The sequence below is a fragment of the Trichormus variabilis 0441 genome (assembly GCF_009856605.1).
In the GTDB taxonomy this organism is placed as follows: Bacteria; Cyanobacteriota; Cyanobacteriia; order Cyanobacteriales; family Nostocaceae; genus Trichormus; species Trichormus variabilis.
The window spans coordinates 1,683,361-1,701,262 of record NZ_CP047242.1; the positions used below are offsets into that span (position 1 = coordinate 1,683,361).

General features: G+C 42.9%; 12 protein-coding genes. 9 read left to right on the forward strand and 3 right to left on the reverse strand.

Annotated features, from left to right (window positions below; translation table 11 throughout):
• Positions 1 to 281 precede the first annotated feature (281 nt).
• Together GSQ19_RS06680 and GSQ19_RS06685 are read left to right on the forward strand one after the other, a co-directional pair.
• Complete coding sequence (locus GSQ19_RS06680) at positions 282 to 1,859, forward strand: CHAT domain-containing protein (protein WP_011317191.1); 1,578 nt, start codon at positions 282 to 284, stop codon at positions 1,857 to 1,859.
• 336 nt (positions 1,860 to 2,195) lie between these two features.
• Positions 2,196 to 2,840 carry a hypothetical protein gene (locus GSQ19_RS06685; protein ID WP_011317192.1) on the forward strand — a complete coding sequence of 215 codons (645 nt, stop codon included), beginning with the start codon at positions 2,196 to 2,198 and terminating at the stop codon, positions 2,838 to 2,840.
• Between the two features lie 259 nt (positions 2,841 to 3,099).
• Here the strand turns inward: GSQ19_RS06685 and GSQ19_RS06690 are convergent, their stop codons facing one another.
• The gene (locus GSQ19_RS06690; RefSeq protein ID WP_011317193.1) at positions 3,100 to 4,434 is read right to left on the reverse strand and encodes a PrsW family glutamic-type intramembrane protease; all 1,335 of its coding nucleotides are present in this window, start codon (positions 4,432 to 4,434) and stop codon (positions 3,100 to 3,102) included.
• A 1,114-nt stretch (positions 4,435 to 5,548) separates the two neighbouring features.
• Between GSQ19_RS06690 and GSQ19_RS06695 the strand changes: the two genes are divergently transcribed.
• From GSQ19_RS06695 to GSQ19_RS06715, 5 genes are all read left to right on the forward strand, one after another.
• Entirely contained in the window at positions 5,549 to 5,959 is a 411-nt protein-coding gene (locus tag GSQ19_RS06695; protein ID WP_011317194.1) for a hypothetical protein, read from the forward strand.
• A gap of 114 nt (positions 5,960 to 6,073) precedes the next feature.
• The gene (locus GSQ19_RS06700; protein WP_011317195.1) at positions 6,074 to 7,501 is read left to right on the forward strand and encodes a hypothetical protein; all 1,428 of its coding nucleotides are present in this window, start codon (positions 6,074 to 6,076) and stop codon (positions 7,499 to 7,501) included.
• A gap of 14 nt (positions 7,502 to 7,515) precedes the next feature.
• On the forward strand, positions 7,516 to 7,698 hold the full coding sequence (locus GSQ19_RS06705) for a hypothetical protein (protein WP_153228397.1): 183 nt from the start codon (positions 7,516 to 7,518) through the stop codon (positions 7,696 to 7,698).
• 99 nt (positions 7,699 to 7,797) lie between these two features.
• Complete coding sequence (locus GSQ19_RS06710; RefSeq protein WP_011317196.1) at positions 7,798 to 8,559, forward strand: class II aldolase/adducin family protein; 762 nt, start codon at positions 7,798 to 7,800, stop codon at positions 8,557 to 8,559.
• 112 nt (positions 8,560 to 8,671) lie between these two features.
• Positions 8,672 to 9,460, forward strand: coding sequence for an SDR family oxidoreductase (locus tag GSQ19_RS06715; protein WP_011317197.1), 789 nt, complete (start codon positions 8,672 to 8,674; stop codon positions 9,458 to 9,460).
• 229 nt (positions 9,461 to 9,689) lie between these two features.
• Here the strand turns inward: GSQ19_RS06715 and GSQ19_RS06720 are convergent, their stop codons facing one another.
• Positions 9,690 to 10,058, reverse strand: a complete 369-nt coding sequence (locus GSQ19_RS06720; RefSeq protein WP_011317198.1) for a con-10 family general stress protein — start codon at positions 10,056 to 10,058, stop codon at positions 9,690 to 9,692.
• A gap of 621 nt (positions 10,059 to 10,679) precedes the next feature.
• On the opposite strand from GSQ19_RS06720, the gene ligA reads away from it, so the two are divergent.
• Positions 10,680 to 12,710, forward strand: coding sequence for an NAD-dependent DNA ligase LigA (gene ligA, locus GSQ19_RS06725; protein WP_011317199.1), 2,031 nt, complete (start codon positions 10,680 to 10,682; stop codon positions 12,708 to 12,710).
• Between the two features lie 676 nt (positions 12,711 to 13,386).
• Here the strand turns inward: ligA and GSQ19_RS06730 are convergent.
• A complete protein-coding gene (locus GSQ19_RS06730) occupies positions 13,387 to 13,650 on the reverse strand; it encodes a hypothetical protein (protein WP_041455928.1) in 264 nt (87 codons plus the stop codon).
• A 51-nt stretch (positions 13,651 to 13,701) separates the two neighbouring features.
• On the opposite strand from GSQ19_RS06730, the gene GSQ19_RS06735 reads away from it, so the two are divergent.
• Positions 13,702 to 17,901 carry a chemotaxis protein CheB gene (locus GSQ19_RS06735; protein WP_011317200.1) on the forward strand — a complete coding sequence of 1,400 codons (4,200 nt, stop codon included), beginning with the start codon at positions 13,702 to 13,704 and terminating at the stop codon, positions 17,899 to 17,901.
• The last annotated feature ends 1 nt before the right edge of the window (position 17,902 follow it).

Here is a 17,902-nt window from a genome sequence, read left to right on the forward strand (position 1 = left end):
CGTAAATTCAAGGGTTTAACGCCCCTCTCTGACAAAGTTCTGTGACGCTCTCTACGAGACGCTAAAAGCGAACGCGGACTCGCTACCGCTACGCTAACGCCGGCAGCCGGCGCACCCTACGGGATCTTGCTACAGACTTGGCGCTAAGTCTACAAGTAGTTTCAGTCTGGGCAAAATTCCCCTACTGAATACCCATAGCGGCGCGTAGGCAAAATATCTCGACTGCGACAGCCTCAGTAACCATAATTTTGAATTGTTCTTACCTCGTAGTGTGCTAATCCATGCCCTCCCTGAATCTGGCGATCGCCCGTCTCATCAACACTGGCAAAGATAGTTTCGCCATTTGGGTGGTCAAGGCTCCCTATCCCAGTGGCTATGTTTTGCGTGACTGTGCTTGGCCTGCCGAACTCAGTCAAATTTGGCAAGAATGGCAGCAAATGTTTGCCGGTCATAGTGGTATTCACATTTCTTCAGATACGAAACCCCCATTAACAAACTCAGTTCCGGGAAATATAGTCTCCCTCCCCTCCGGGCAAACCACTGGTTATAGTAGTCGCCTCATGCAATACCTGGGGATGAATTTATGGCGTTGGATATTCGAGGGGCCAATTCTGGGGAGTCTGGAACGTAGTCGCGGTATCGCTATGGGTCAACATACACGTTTGCGCTTTCGTCTGGAAATTCGTGACCCAGATTTAATCGCCCTACCCTGGGAAATTATGCAACGGGAACCAGGACAGCCTGCGGTGTCCCTCTCCCCAGATGTATTATTTAGCCGTACAACCAGTGAAGTTGAAGCTTTACCATATTTACGTATCGATCAAGCTTTAAAGGTGCTGCTGGTTCTCGGACATGATCAAAACCTGCAACTGCAAACAGAAGCCGCTATCCTAGAAAAAACCCTGTTAAATGGCGGTCAAGTGGCTGGTTATGGTCAGGGTTATGCACCATGTACAGTCAAAACTCTCATCCAGCCTACACCCCAAGAGTTAATTCAAGAGTTAGAAACAAAAGCATATAATGTATTTTTCTACGCTGGTCATGGTCTACCAGGGCCGGATGGCGGATTGTTGTTCTTGCGCCCAGGAATGAGCCTGAACGGCATAGAACTAGCCCAAGTATTAACCCGCAGCGCTTTGAAGTTGGCCGTATTTAACGCTTGTTGGGGAGCGCAACCAGCCGCTATTAATCATCAGGCTATTCCTGCTAGTAGTTTGGCAGAAGTTTTAATTCGTCATGGTGTGCCGGCAGTTTTGGCGATGCGGGATGAAATCGCTGACCATGAAAGCCACAGTTTTATTCAAGCCTTTGCCGAAGCATTGCGATCGCGCAAGCCCATCGATGAAGCAGTGGCGGAAGCCAGGCAAGAGCTGTTAACACTATATAAGTACAATCAACCCGCTTGGACTTTACCCGTTCTCTACTTACATCCAGATTTTGATGGTGAACTCATCAAAAGTTTTGATGAAAGTGTAACGGAAATGCCCGATACTGCTATTCCTAACTCTAATTCTTCCATGCCGATCGCCTCTTTGCGATCGCTCTCCCCCGGAGGTCGTAGCTGGTTTTTAAGAACTGGTGTCACACGCATCGGTCGGACGAAAGATAATGATATCGTCATCCCGGAACTTTCTGTTTCTAAGCGACACGCCGAAATTTTATGCCGGAATAATTTTACCGGTAATCCAGCCCGCACCTATTATCTCCAAGATTTTTCCACTTATGGTACGACTTGGTTTTTAGGCTCTAATGGTTGGCAACAAATTCTGCGGGAGGAAGTTCCTTTAAAATCAGGTATGCAGTTAAAGTTTGGTAGTTCAAGAGGTGAAATCTGGGAATTTATTATTGAAGATTCTTGAATAAATCATGGCGGGGGAAAAGCAGAATTCTTAAAATAACCTTTTTTCCTCTCCTGCCTCCCCTGCTTATCTGAACCTGGGGGATTTACCTGGAAAAATTTTTATCAGGTAAGGGAGATTTTGTCATGAGTTAGTAGCCAAAGTTTGAGAAAAACAGTCCACAATGAGACTAGGCATGAAACCGGATAAAAAACAAATGACGACTAACAACTGAGATACCCAATGCAGTAAACGGTCAATTTGAAGATTATAAAAAAACGTTTTTTTTTGCGGAAATCTAAATCTGACTGCTGTAGCTGTCAATGTCAACTAAATCAATTTATCAGGAGGCAATCAATGACTCATAAAACTAACGGTTCAGATGCTTGCCATTCTGTAGTATCTCAAATGGAATTAGATTTATTAGCAGCTTTATTAGAACCAGAGGATGCAGCCTATCCTTGGAATCCCTCTGACGATGAGTCAGAAATATACTTTGAAGAGCTAGAACGGCAATTTGCTCAAGATGTATCAGATGAAGAATTCACCACCAGAGCGCAGGTTTTTTACGATAAACTTGATCACCTATGGTCAGGGGTAACACCTTCTTCATACTACAATGATAATACATCGTCGTTAGTTGTAGATCATCTTCAAGAAAATTTACACACAGCTTTTGCGACTGGTATCCCACAAAATTGGCTAAATGCGATCGCCACCAAAGCAGCAGAAATTTTCGCTTCTCAACAATCTCTAGGTGAGCAACTCGTAGAGTGTGTACAAAGTGTATTACCCACATGGGAAGCAGATGACTTGTTGATTTTCGCCCGTCCCTATGCTTACGCTATGCGGAGCAGCGAAGGGCAAAACTTAACATCTATAGTTGATAACGTTAATCATCAAGAGTGGTCTGCTCTATCAGAAGTTGAGCAAGCAAAGTTAAGTGTAGCGATCGCTTACTATGCTATTAGACAACTCAATGATTCTCAGGCAGAATCTTAACTTCTACAGCTTTTTTATATACTTTGACCTTGATATTTTTACCGTGAACAGTGATTTTGCTCACAGGTGGCACTTTTGTCGGATTTTTTAGTTTTTGAGTGTTAGATTTTTAGGCACAAAGAAACACCATACTGTAACCATAAGCTGATGCAAAAATTAGCGCAATCTACCTTAAGACAGAGAAACGAACTTCGGCAAAGATTTAGGTGTGAGCGCCCAGTAGAACGCTCAGTTGAGTTATCAAGCCGTACTCAGGACTCTATTTAGGATCAAGAAAACGAGTGGCAAAATTTTGCGATCGCGTTGGTGATAAAGCTCTGGCTTTCAGAATCGCTGCCATCAAGAAAGCATAAGACAAAACCCCAACAACAACTAAGAGCAAATTATTACTGTGTCCGGCTGTATTCCATAAAGCGTGAAGTGCGGCGGCACTGAGGTAACCAACTGCGAGAATCTGTTTAGCATGACGGGGTTTAAGAGCAGCTAAACCGATGAAATATCCCAAATAACCACTATAAGCCATGTGGCCTGCTGGCAAGCCTAAGATGCGAGCAATCAAGACTTGTAAACCCACTTCTGTACCTGCTTGTAAGGACGCAGCCGGTACATATTGTCCCAGAGTTTCCAATAAGGTAAAGCCTACAGCCGAAGCAGTTCCCAAGAGAATACCATCCAAAGGTTCCCAAACACCGACACGTTCTCGCCAAGCGGGTGGTAGTCCCAAAGCAATTAGATATACTCCCAATATGGGCAAAGCTTTGAGTAATTCTTCCATTAAGCCAGCCCCAAAAAAGTACCCCACAAATAATTCTGTGAGGCTGCTGACAGGCTGATCTATGGGTGGTACGCTACCAGGAAGGACTTCCCGAAAAATGAAAATAAATAAATTTAATAAGGGACTAAGCAAAATCAGGGTTGTACTCAAAGCCGCACCAACTAACACCCACCAAGGTTTAGGCTTGCCGCAAAGTTGGTAAATAAAATAGTAAGCAGCCAAAGCTATATAAGTTGCGACGATCACTTGATTGGCTTGTGGCCTACCCACCGTTGCAAACATCAACACCACAAATACTACTGTCAGTATTCCGGGGACAAGATAAGCTTTGCGTGTTAAATCCTTACCAGTAGAAATAATCGGAAACAGCTGGGTGAAGCTCACCGAATCTGGTTTAGGGGGGTGCTTGGCTGAGGGTAGGGGTGCAACTTGGTTGGTGATGATTGTCGGTTGGGGAGCGACTGCATACTCAAACAGGAATTGTGGCCCATCAGCACCCAAAGAAATGCGATCGCCTGCGTGTAACTCCTGACATCCGTACAAGCGTTGACCATTTAAATAAGTACCGTTGGCACTATTCAAATCACAAAGTACCCAGCTAAATTTGCTATCTACAGATGAAGCAACGGGACGAACCACAGCATGACGACGGGATACCATCCGATACATCATGGCATCTAAAACAACTTGGCAGCTGGGGTCACGTCCAATTACCACTTCTTTACTGGTAAGCGAGTAGCGAGATTCTGACCCAAATGCTGCTCCGTTACCAGACACTAGCCGCAGAAAAGCATTATGTCTTGCGTTTTTGCCTGTCATCGAGTAGGTCTTTCCAAACTAATTCATAAAAAATGCCTGGGCTTCGGCGTTAACCTCAGCCACACTAACAGCAGCATTGCTAAATACACTATAGCTCTACTCTCTGTGAATAAATTTAAAATTCACTCATGCAAAATTTAAAATTCTTTCTCCTCATTGTGACAAGTATTCTCACCGCAAAAAGTATTTTTTGTATCTTATTTATTAGATATATGAGTTCTGGAAATCCGGTAATTACTTAAAAGTACAGCTATTGAACATATATTTAGTAATATTTACCACTTTTTTATATATAGGAATAAAATTACCACTTGGCATATTAATTAGGACTTATACACAAAGATTTTCTGTTGAGATTGGGTGTAAGCGGTGAAAGCTTGCGCCGTAATCCTTGGTTCAATAGGTATGGTTAGGGTTTTTAACTCCTGAAGTTCCTACATCCCACATCCCTTGATGTTTATTTTTTAAATTGTTATGACTTATTTTCTGTTATGGGATGAGTATTTGATTTCTGAAATATATGTATGGTAGCTACTGCGCCCTTAAGGATTTCCCTGCTGGAAGCAAGTGGCGTTAGGTAATGCCCACCCTAAAGATACTTAGATATTTATACGCAAGCGCAGGCTACGCCAACAATAATCAAATCGGCTTCCTATGCTTACTGGATATTCATGAAAACTGAAAATCTTGTATTTTGTCTTTTAAGTGTATTTTTCAGATCGAATAAATTCTGTAAAAACACCGTAAAAATCAAGATTTTATGTCCTAAAAATTTGATAAATATACAGAAATTACAGACAATCAGGGAAAACGTTCACCTGTTAAATAGCTGAATTTATTGATGACAAATACACTTAAGATAGCTATAATGTATCTTCAAAAGATATAACAGATAGTTGAATATATGAATTTACATCTTGCGAATTTTTGGCAAAAATTAGAGTTTAGTATTTTACTTAAACAACCGTAGTTCTCCCGCTACGGTTATTTTTTTGCTAAAAGACAAAAAGAAATCACGATTGTATCTTGAATTTAACAATTTCCCGTGATTTTACCGCGCCAAAAAATAAGTTTTATGAATACAAAGAAAATATAGTTATTCAATTTATATCTGATGTTTTTAAAACCATTTAGCGGCTTAATGGTAATTGCCTCATTGTCATTGAGTGGAATAGCAATTACCGACAGTGGGCGGAGCGCTATCGCCGAAACCAAGAATAATAATTTTTATCTTCAAGTAGGCGCAGATCAACGAGGTTTTCCCATTGCTTTAGATTTGGCATCTATCAGTGGGACTAACTTTACTCTTGTCCAACAACATGGCGAAGGTATAGCTAAAAGAAGGCTTCATGCAGCTTGTAGTCAAGGTAGATTATTTACTAAAAAGTTTTCCCTCTACTCTGCTAATGGTAAGTTAACCAGCGAAGATAAAACCGAGCAGGAAATTTTTCCTAAGCCAAAAACTGCTGATGCTGCTTCTATGGAAATTGTTTGTCGAGTAGCCAATAATCGTCAAAAAAATTAATTTTTGATTACTAATCACTATAGTCCCAGACTTATCGAACAAGTCTGGGATTTTTTTTGAAACTTTTGTGATGTTTCAGAAGTCTGATGTTTCAAATTATGTGAAAAACCAACAATGTCTTCTACTAGTCAGGGCGTTCCAGGTTTGCCCGATTTGACCCATCCAACAGAGCTAATTCAGCTTGGGTCGCAATTAATTACAGCTTCTCTATTATTAGTATTTTTAGTCATAGCTTTGGGAGTTGCGATCGCTCTGATGAGTTTCGCTTTGCGACACAATTCGTCACAACAAACTATTTTTATTGGTGAATGGGCTATTCGCTATGCCCAAATCTTGCGGGGATTGCAACACTTAACCTTAGTATTAATCTTATTGGTGGGAGGATTTTTTCTCTCTGCGACCTTAAGTAATCGTTATCACCACTGGGAACAGGCAAAAATTGCCCAAGTAGTCCAAAGCGTTTCTGGGGATAAATTAGAACAAATTGCGCCGCAAGTGCGCTATGTCACCCAAGAACCATATACTTACACAACTCAAGTTAATGGCAAAATAGTCAAGGTCAATGATACGCAACAGGTAAGCCGCTTACTATCCTTGGCAGGCTCGCAAATTCAGGTAAAGTTGGAACAAAGTACCGATGTACAAGGACGTAGTGCGGTTTATCGTGCAGACTACACTGCTGATTACAAAGTAGTCAACCGCCTCAAGGATATTAATAATTTCTTCTTTGAAATACAGCCGCCCAATGGCTACTCATTACTATCTAACTATAAAGTAGAGCGCGATGGGCTACGCCCCGCCGGAGGCGATCGCACCAGGTTAGAACCGGTCAATCCAGGGAATTATAGCTTTGCCTTTCGTTTGGAACCAGGACAAGAAACCAGTTTTCGCGTTACTTATCAGGCGCAAGGAGGGCCGCGCTGGGTTTACAATAGCGCCGGACAACTATTATCTAATTTTCGCCTGACAACGATAGCCACCTTTGCTGGGGCTGATTTTGCTAGTGGGATTGTGCCTAAGGATAGAAAAGCTGATGGACGCAGTACCCAATATACTTGGATATTTGATGATAATGTTTCTGTGAAAAACCCATTTGGGGTATTCACCAATACAAACCCCATCCGCCAAACAGGCATTATTCCCCGTTTATTGTTATTAGCACCAGCATTATTTTTGTGGTGGATCTTATTGCTATATTTATCCCTACCGATAAGTTTAACAAACGTAGCGATCGCCAGTAGTATCTACTTTGCTTGTTTGTTGACCTTAACCTACTTGAGCCGCTTTATGGATGCTCAATTAGCATGGACGATGATTTCCCTTGTCCTACTTACCTTAACTTGGGGCTTGGGTTCTACTCGTAGTGCTGCTTTGGCTGCCATCATTTGTACCATCGCTGGGGCAATAGTACCAGTCTTGGGATTATTAGTACCATACAGTGGTCTGACCTTGAGCGTTGCAGGTTTACTGTCTGTGATTTGGTTGGCGGTTCGTCACTGGTATAACTGGGATATCTCGCAACCAGAGGATAGTAAAAGTTAATTAAAATCTGGTGTTTGGGGGTTCCATCAGGTTCTAAAACACCTATTCACGATGATTGCTTAGGCGTTGATTTTTTATGCAAGGGTAGTCCAGACGAAACACTCTACAGCAGGGTAGATGGTGGTAATTTAGAAATATACGCAGAATTAAAAGTAGTGGAAGTGCGATCGCTACAACCAGATGATAAGAGGGTATGATTCCTGCTGTCACAACTACATCTGGGAGTCTATCTATCTCTATCTATGTCTTACGGTATTTGTTAATAAACGTTAGCAAAAAAGTATCCGAAAAAGAAAATGTCCGTATTTAGTAGACCCCTACCCCCCGTTTTTAACAGCATTGAAGAAGAACGCCTACACCGTAAACAGCGTCTAGCAGCAGCTTTTCGCCTGTTTGGCAAGTTTGGCTTCAGCGAAGGAATTGCAGGTCACATCACAGCTCGTGACCCGGAATTTACAGACCACTTTTGGGTAAATCCCTTAGGGAAGTATTTTGGACACATTCGAGTTTCGGACTTGGTATTGGTGAATCGAGATGGTGATGTGGTCAAAGGCGACGCACTCATAAATCAAGCTGCTTTCGCTATCCATTCCCAAATTCATGAAGCTCGTCCCGATGTCGTTGCGGCGGCTCATGCTCACTCAATTTATGGTAAAGCTTGGTCTAGTTTAGGTCGTCTACTTGACCCTTTAACCCAAGATGCTTGCGCTTTTTACGAAGACCACGCCTTGCTGGATGACTATACAGGGGTCGTTTTAGAAACTTCTGAAGGTAAACGACTGGCTGAAACCTTAGGTAATAACAAAGCGCTAATTTTGCGGAATCATGGCATTCTCACTGTGGGACACACAGTAGATGAAGCAGCATTTTGGTACATTAGCCTAGAGCGTTCTTGCCAAGCTCAACTACTAGCGGAAGCTGCGGGTCAACCTAAAATAATTGGCCATGAAACCGCCCGTTTAACCCATAGTCAAGTAGGGGAACCGAAAGCAGGTTGGTTTAGTTTCCAGCCTCTTTACGATAGAATCGTCCGCGAAGAACCTGAGTTGTTTGATTAGGCACTAGGGATAAATCAATTCAAAATTCAAAATCTCTACGAGAAGCAAGCTACAAAATTCAAAATACCCTACGGGTAGGCGTAAGCCTACGTATTGAGGAAAAAATATATTTATGGATTTGCAACTCAGGGGCAAAGTAGCCTTAGTGACAGCAGCCAGTAAAGGATTAGGCAAAGCTACAGCATGGCAATTTGCCCATGAGGGCGCAAAAGTGGTTATCAGTGCGCGCAGCGAGTTAGTTGAGAAAGCGGCGGCGGAAATTGCCAGCGAAACTGGTGCGGAGGTATTGGCTGTGCGTGCAGATGTTACTCAACCGAGTGACATCGAACGAGTTATTAATACGACAGTGGAAAGATTCGGTGGGTTAGATATCTTGGTGACAAACGCGGGTGGGCCACCGTCGGGTACGTTTGATGAGACGGATTTGGCAACCTGGGAAACAGCCATTAACTTAAATTTGCTCAGTGCAGTGAGCTTGGTCAAGTACGCCTTACCTCATTTGCGTCAATCAACTGCACCCGCAATTCTCACCATCACTTCCACCTCCACTAAACAACCAGTCAAAAATTTGGTGTTATCGAACTCGATTCGTTTAGGGGTGATTGGTTTGACAAAAACTCTGTCTCAAGAATTGGGCAAAGATCAAATTCGTGTCAACAGTACTTTACCAGGCTGGACATATACAGGACGAGTAGAAGAATTAATTAATGCCCGTATGGCTAAAACTGGTCAGACGAAAGATGCAGAAGTTGCTAATATTAATGCGGCTGTTCCCTTGGGACGAATGGGAAGACCAGAAGAGTTTGCTAATGTGGCGGTATTTCTTTGCTCACCTGCGGCATCATTTGTGAATGGTGTCATGCTGCAAGTAGATGGCGGACTGAATGCTGGAACTTTTTAAAATTGGTATTAGAACTTGAGATGGCAAATTTAGTTGAGCATTAGTAATTAGTCTATGAAAAAATGACCAATGCTCAACTATAACGAAGAAACTAAGCTATTCTGCTTTTAAGTTGCACAATCCATCACCAGGGCTGTTAAACATTGACAGTTAACAGTCAACCGCCCTTATTAATAGTTATGCAATTTAGACACCCATTAGCTTATCGAGGCTTTAAATTCAACAAGAGCTATTTCCTCTTCTGGGTATTTTTACGGCGCTGCTTTCCAGCTTCAGAGTGCTGTTCTTTTGTACCGCCACGAGTTTGCTTTTCCTCGCCGCTATCTTCAATTTCTTCGGTATCTTCGCTTTCTTCGCCGCCTTGTTTCTTGCGTCCACCACCGTGAGAATGTTTACCACCCTCACGGCCGATTTCCGCCATATGCTCTCTATCTTGGCTAACAGTTTCGCCGCCTTTGCGTCCAGCTTCACGAGCTTCTTCGGGGGTAAATTCGTGAGCAGTGCCTTTTTCGTGAGCAGCCTGTCCGCCTTTGCTGGCGATTTCACGTTGCTTATCTTCATCCATAGAAGCAAAGCCACGTTTACTTGTATCTGACATAATCTTGCCCCTTGTTACTAAGCAGATTTGTTGACTTTTCAGCAGTGAAAATCTTTATATGATTCGTTATCAATTTAGCCAAGTAATTTAGTGACCTTCATGTCCCATTAGTGGGAATAACGTATGATTCAGCCTTAACTTTTGACATATAACCGAAGTTACTAATTTTAAGTAGCCCCACAAAAGAATTAGAGACCAGAGGCTAATATTATTGAGTAGTTGAAATGAAGAGTTATATGCTGATCTCTGCGGTTATGGCTCTTATTAACCCCATTTACAAGCTGATAGTAGATTTAGTCTTCTGATTTATTACTGATTAGCTGTTAAGCTGTCGCATATTTAACTGGTACATCTTTTTGTGTTGGGTGTTAATAGTTGACAGTTAACCGTCAACCGTCAAAAAATTATACAAGTGACTATGTAATTTAAAAGCATAATGGCTTACGGATTACCTATTGCCTGCAATTTTTTGTATTAAACTGAGTAACCTAGAAATGTAGGTATTTTTTATTTAAAAGCTGAACTCAAAGACCATTAATCTAGGGTTTGGTACCCAAAGCCTGCTACTGGCAGGTTTTATCGTCTTTATATTTTATCCGCTAGGTATTTTGCAAAAGTCTAATGGTACAAACTCACTCTGAAGTCAAACGCGTAGAAGAACTACGTCGGTTGTTGCAACAAGCTAGTTATGCTTATTATGTCTTGGATGCACCCGTCATGGAGGATGCAGTTTATGACCAACTGTATCGGGAACTGCAACAACTAGAAATTCAGCATCCAGAATTAGTTACACCAGATAGTCCGACACAGCGCATCGGGGAAAGACCAGCGACACAGTTTCTCTCTGTGCGCCACAATATTCCCCTCTACAGTCTGGAGAATGCCTTTAATGTAGAAGAGTTGCAAGCTTGGGATCAACGTTGGCGGCGACAAGTAGCACCAACAGAGGCGGAATATGTGGCGGAACTGAAAATTGATGGTTCGGCGATCGCTCTCACTTACGAAAATGGTATTTTAGTCAGGGGTGCAACTAGGGGTGATGGGGTGACAGGGGAAGATATCACCCAAAATGTCCGCACTATTCGCTCCATTCCCTTGCGGTTAAGTTTTGACGGTATAGAAAATATTGGCAAGGTGGAAGTTAGGGGCGAGGCTTTCTTACCTCTGGAAGTGTTTAAACAAATCAACGAAGAACGACAAAAAGCCGGAGAACAGTTATTTGCTAATCCGCGCAATGCGGCGGCTGGTACACTCAGACAGCTAGATTCAAAGATTGTGGCGCGACGACGGTTAGACTTTTTCGCCTATACCCTGCATATTTCGGGGATGGATGACGCGAGTATTGCCAATACCCAATGGGAAGCCTTGGAGTTGTTGCAAAAAATGGGTTTTCGGGTGAATTCCCAGCATCAACTTTGCCAGTCGCTCGCAGAAGTTGCCGATTATTATAGATATTGGGATACGGAAAGATTAAATTTGCCCTACATGACCGATGGGGTAGTATTAAAACTCAATTCCTTTAAACTACAAGAACAGTTAGGTTTTACCCAAAGATTTCCCCGATGGGCAGTGGCGTTGAAGTATCCCGCCGAAGAAGCACCCACCCGTGTAGAAAATATTGCGGTGAATGTGGGGAGGACGGGGGCGTTAACACCATTGGCTCAAATGCGCCCGGTGCAGTTGGCGGGAACTACTGTGTCTAGGGCTACTTTACATAATAGCGATCGCATCGCTCAATTAGACATCCGCATCGGTGATACTGTCATTGTCCGCAAAGCCGGGGAAATCATCCCCGAAGTTGTCAGGGTACTCAAAGAATTGCGCCCGGTTGACACCCAACCATTTATTATGCCTACTCATTGTCCTGTCTGCGGACAGCCTGTGGTGCGGGAGACAGGGGAAGCGGTGACTCGTTGTGTGAATGCTTCCTGTGCGGCGATTCTTAAAGGCTCAATTGAACACTGGGTGAGTCGTGATGCTTTAGATATTAAAGGTGTGGGGGAAAAACTTGTACATCAGCTTGTCGATAAAGAATTGGTGCATTCCGTTGCCGACTTATATAGTTTGACAAACGAACAATTATTTGTATTGGAAAGAATGGGAGAAAAATCGGCACAGAAATTAATTGAGGCGATCGCTCAATCAAAAAATCAGCCTTGGTCACGAGTACTATATGGTTTGGGCATTCGTCATGTGGGTAGTGTCAATGCCCAATTATTGAGTGAAAAGTATCGCGCAGTCGCAGAATTATCGTCTGCCAAGCAGTCAGATATTGCAGGTATTTATGGCATAGGTGCTGAAATTGCCCAATCTGTTTACCAGTGGTTTCGGATTAGTGCCAATCAACGTTTAATTGAGCGTTTGCAAGCAGCAGGGTTACAATTTGCAAACACTGAAGAAATATCAGCCGTCGATAATGCTAACCTCAAATTGGTGGGTAAGACCTTTGTCATTACAGGGACTTTACCTACCTTAAAACGAGATGAAGCTAAGGCTTTAATTCAAAAAGCTGGGGGAAAAATAACGGAATCAGTTAGTAAGAAAACAGATTATTTAGTTGTGGGTGAAGATGCAGGTTCTAAGTTAGAAAAAGCGCAAACTTTAGGAATTAAACAGTTAAGTGAAGCTGAATTACTGAAAATTTTAGCTTAATAAAACTTTTCATCTTAAAAATTAGTCAGACAATGTTTAGAAAGAGTAAAACTTACTAAATATTTTCTGCCAAACACCTCCTGGGAAAAGAGGGGCGACTGGATTGCGCGGGTTTTCAAGTGACAGCTTTGCCAAGTTGTCGAAAGTGATGCAGGGGCTTGAAAAACCCATTCTCTTGATAAAATATGGATGGAAATTTATGCGAAAGTAAGTGCTTACATCCGTAAGTAATTAACCAAGATTTTAGCCAGTTGCTAGCTGTGACTCTTGATTCGCCAATAGTATTCTTGTGGAACAGAGAAGAATCTAGGAATCCGATTTGATTATTGAAACGTTCTCAGTATCTATAGGGCGGGCAATGCCCAACGCCACTTGCGTGAATGCCGGTAAACCCTTTCGGCAGTTCCTTCTGGGGGGAACCCCCAAGATCGGACTGCCTCACCAACACAATGCCCACCTTACTACATTTCAAAAATCAAATAGTAGTCTTATATTTGGGAAAATATTTAACAGTTATGCCAATATTTTCTAAAATAACCTTTTCTGGGAGTGCTGAAAATTTTTATATCTTAAGATAGATGCAATTATTTTATGAGGGAAAATACTTCTTCTAAAAATATATCTCTTTTATTTATCAGCTATCAAAATGGTGTAATTATATTTAGCTAAACTAACATCAATTTGAAACAAGAGTGAAACAGTTACATACAGACATACCTTGATTGTGTTTGGCTTTCTTAATTTGGTATTCCTGCGGAGAACCCTTACCCCCACCGGGAAGCAAGCTACTCGTACCGTCTCCGACAGGAGAAAAGCATTTTGTTGGCGCACCCATGCTACCGCGTTCGCCCTTCGCGGAGCGTTCCGTAGGAAAGGCGTTCTCGAAGAGTACCCGTAGGGTGTTTTGAATTTTTAATTGGTATAAAGCTGGAAATATCATACTGTAATGTCAAATAATCCAACTCTCTGACTTTTCATCAGTGTATAGATAATGAATTCAAGTCCGGCGAAAAAATCTCAATCTAATACCCCTGATGAAGAGCAGCAGGGGAATGAAAATGAATTATTTCCTATTGTGGGCATGGGGGCTTCTGCGGGAGGTTTAGAAGCATTCACAGAATTACTCAACAATTTGCCAAGCGATACAGGGATGGGGTTTGTGTTGATTCAGCACTTAGTCCCAGATCAAAAAAGTCTGTTGAGTGAGATTTTGTCTCAGACAACTCAAATGCCCGTGGTAGAGGTACAAAATGGGATGGTTGTGGCACCAAATCATGTGTATGTGATTCCCCCCAATACCATGATGACCATTTCTCAAGGAACTTTGTACCTGAGTCCCCGTAAGAAGACTCGCGGACAAGTGATGTCAATTGATACTTTCTTCTTTTCCTTAGCAGAGGACAGGGGAAACAAAGCTATTGCTGTGGTGTTGTCAGGGGGAGATGGCGATGGTACCAGAGGACTGGAAGCAATCAAGGCGGCTGGGGGGATTACCTTTGCTGAGTGTCAGGAATCGGCAAGAGTGAGTAGTATGCCCAATACTGCCGTAGCGTCTGGTAGTGTAGACTTTATTTTGACACCACAAGCGATCGCTCAAGAGTTAGCAAATATCAGCCGTCATCCTTATATCAAGCCAACAACACCAGAAAAATCAACTGAAGTCATACCCGAAACTGGGGATGCGCTGCACACAATCTTTAGTCTACTAAAAGCTGCTACAGGTGTTGATTTTAATTACTACAAGCAAACTACCCTCAAGCGGCGTATCTTCCGGCGGATGATTTTATATAAGCTGGAAAGATTAGAAGATTATGTGCGTTATCTTCAGGAAAATCTGGCGGAAGTGAAAGCACTGTATCAAGATGTGCTAATCACCGTCACCAATTTCTTCCGAGATCCTGAAGTCTTTGAAGCTTTAAAAACTACAGTATTTCCGCAGATTATTAGCAGGGAGCAAACTCCCGACAAACCCATTCGAGTTTGGGTAGCGGGGTGTTCCACTGGTGAGGAAGCTTACTCCATTGCTATCTGCTTACTGGAATATTTGTCTAATCAATCCATTAATACAACTATACAGATTTTTGCTACGGATATTAATGAGGTAGCAATTGAGAAAGCGAGAATCGGTATTTACAAGCCTAGCCAAGTTTTAGATGTTTCGCCAGCACGCCTACAGCGCTTTTTTGTGCCGGTGGAAGGTGGTTATCAAATCAGCAAGCCAGTGCGGGAATTGTGTGTTTTTGCCAGACAAAATCTCATTAGCGAACCGCCATTCTCTCGGCTCGATTTGATTAGCTGTCGCAATGTCCTAATTTATCTAGGAGCAACTGTACAGAAAAAGTTGATTCCCATGTTCCACTATGGGCTGAAGTCAACGGGCTTTTTATTGCTAGGTACTTCAGAAACAGTAGGCGAGTTTAGCGATTTGTTTGCACTAGTTGACAGAAAGCATAAAATTTATTCTCGGAAAATGGCTCCAGCTAGATTGGGGATGGATTTATTAGCCAGTCATTATCCTACAGAACCAGCAAAACCCCAACCACCAGTCAACGAAGATGGTTGGAACGATTTACAAATGCAGAAAGAGGCTGACCGAATTGTCTTGAGTCAATATGCTCCAGTGGGTGTAATTATTGATAACGATTTGGAAATTGTCCAGTTTCGCGGACAGACTAGTGCTTATCTGCAATCACCACCCGGTAGACCCAGCTTTAATTTGCTGAAGATGGCAAAAGCAGAGTTAAGGCTAGAACTACGTACTGCTATTCATCAAGCCAAAAAGCGGGGAATTGCTGTCAAAAAAGAAGGCTTATTAATTAAAGATAACGAGCAAGTCAAGCTGATAAAATTCGATGTTGTGCCGTTTAAAGCCCCAGGCAGAGCAGAACGCTATTTTTTAGTCATGTTTGCAGAGATGCCAACGGCAGCAACTTCTATGTTAGGTGTAGCTGGAGATGAGACTCGGCAGCAAAAACAAACTAATAACGCTCAGGAGATTAACCAACTCAAACAGGAGTTAGCCAGCACTAAAGAGTATTTGCAATCAATTATTGAAGAACAGCAAGCCACAAATCAAGACCTAAGAGCAGCTAACGAGGAGATTCTTTCTAGTAACGAAGAATTACAAAGCACTAATGAGGAACTAGAAACGGCTAAAGAAGAAATTCAAGCCACCAATGAAGAATTAAACACAATTAACGACGAACTACAACGGCGCAATATTGAATCCACTCAGGTCAGTAATGATTTACAAAACCTCCTCAGTAGTATAAATATTCCTATCCTCATGTTGGGCGGGGATTTGCGAATTCGGCGCTTTACCCCAACAGCAGAGAGAATCTATAACCTAATTCCTACGGATATAGGGAGACCATTGAGTGATATTAATCACAACTTAAATATTTCTGACTTAGAACAGCAAATTCAAGAAGTGATAGGCACCCTCACCTTTAAAGTGCAAGAAGTACAAGACAACGAGGGGCATTGGTATGATTTACGCATCCGTCCCTACCGGACAATGGACAACAAAATTGACGGTGCTGTTGTGGTATTGGTTGACATTGACGCGCTCAAACGCAGTGCTGAACAACTGAGAGCATCCCGCGATTATGCTGAAGCCATCGTTGATACGATGCGGGAATCTTTGGTGGTGCTGGATCTAAATTTACGGGTAGTGCGGGCTAATCGCTCTTTCTACGAGACATTCCAGATTCAGCCTACAGAAACAGAACAACGCCTGATATTTGACATAGGTAATGGACGATGGAATATTCCCCAATTGCGATCGCTCTTAGAAGAGATTCCGCCCAATATTACCCCATTTCAAGATATTGAAGTAGGGCATAACTTCGAGCAACTGGGATACAAAACTTTACGGCTCAATGCCCGAAAAATGCCCCAAATCGATGATACGCAGTTAATTTTGCTGCTCATTGAAGATATCACTCAACAAAAGCAATTAGAAGCAGAACGGACTCAATTACTCGCTCAAGAGCATTCAGCCCGTGAGGCAGCAGAGACAGCCAACCGCGCCAAAGATGAGTTTTTATCAATTCTCTCCCATGAGTTGCGAAATCCCCTCAATACCATACTTGGTTGGGCTAGTTTGCTCAGCACCCACCAGTTGGAAGCAGATACAGTTAACCAAGGGTTAGAGGCTATTGAGCGCAGCGCTCAAGCTCAAGCCCACCTCATCAGTGATTTGTTAGATGTTTCCCGCATTAGCTCTGGTAGACTGCGGATGGATGCCCAGCCAATTGAACTGATACCAATAATTGAAGCAGCGATCGCCGTCGTCCGTCTAGCAGCAGAAGCTAAAAACATTCACATTGAAACCCAGTTAGACCCCACACAAAAAACCATAGTAGGTGATCCAATTCGCTTACAGCAGGTGATTTGGAATTTACTTTCTAACGCCATCAAGTTCACCCCAGTCAGAGGCAGAATTGATATCACACTAGAGTACACTGACTTCCACGCGCAAATTCAAATCAGTGATACTGGTCAAGGTATCAGCCCTGACTTTCTCCCCTTTATTTTTGAACGCTTCCGCCAAGCTGATGGCAGCAGAACCCGCTCCAACACTGGCTTAGGATTAGGGCTTTCCATTGTCCGCCACTTAGTAGAACTCCACGGCGGTACAGTGGCAGCGCAAAGCCCAGGTGAAGGGCTAGGAGCAACCTTTACAATTCGCCTACCCCTACAAACTACCGAAGGCGGGACATCTGTACTTAACACCAGCGATTCCTTAGCTTCCACAAACAAAACCGAATTATCAACCGAAAACATTGCCTCTCTCGCAGGGCTGCGGGTTCTTGTGGTCGATGACGAACCAGATATACGTCTGTTATTCAAATTAGTACTGGAAGAATACGGTGTGGAAGTGGCAACAGTTGGTTCAGCCAGTGCCGCACTGTCAACCCTGACGGGAAACCCCAACGGCTATGACATCCTTCTATCTGACATCGGTTTACCGGGAGAAGACGGTTATGCACTGATTCGCAATGTCAGAGCGCTGAGTCCAGAACTTGGGGGTCAGATTCCCGCCGCCGCCCTGACAGCTTATGCTGGCTATGCAGAATATGCACAGGCTTTAGCAGCAGGTTTTCAAATGCACCTTGCTAAACCCGTCGAACCATATCAATTAGTGTCTTTAGTGGCTTCCTTGGCTGTAGGGGTTAGGGGGGTGTAGG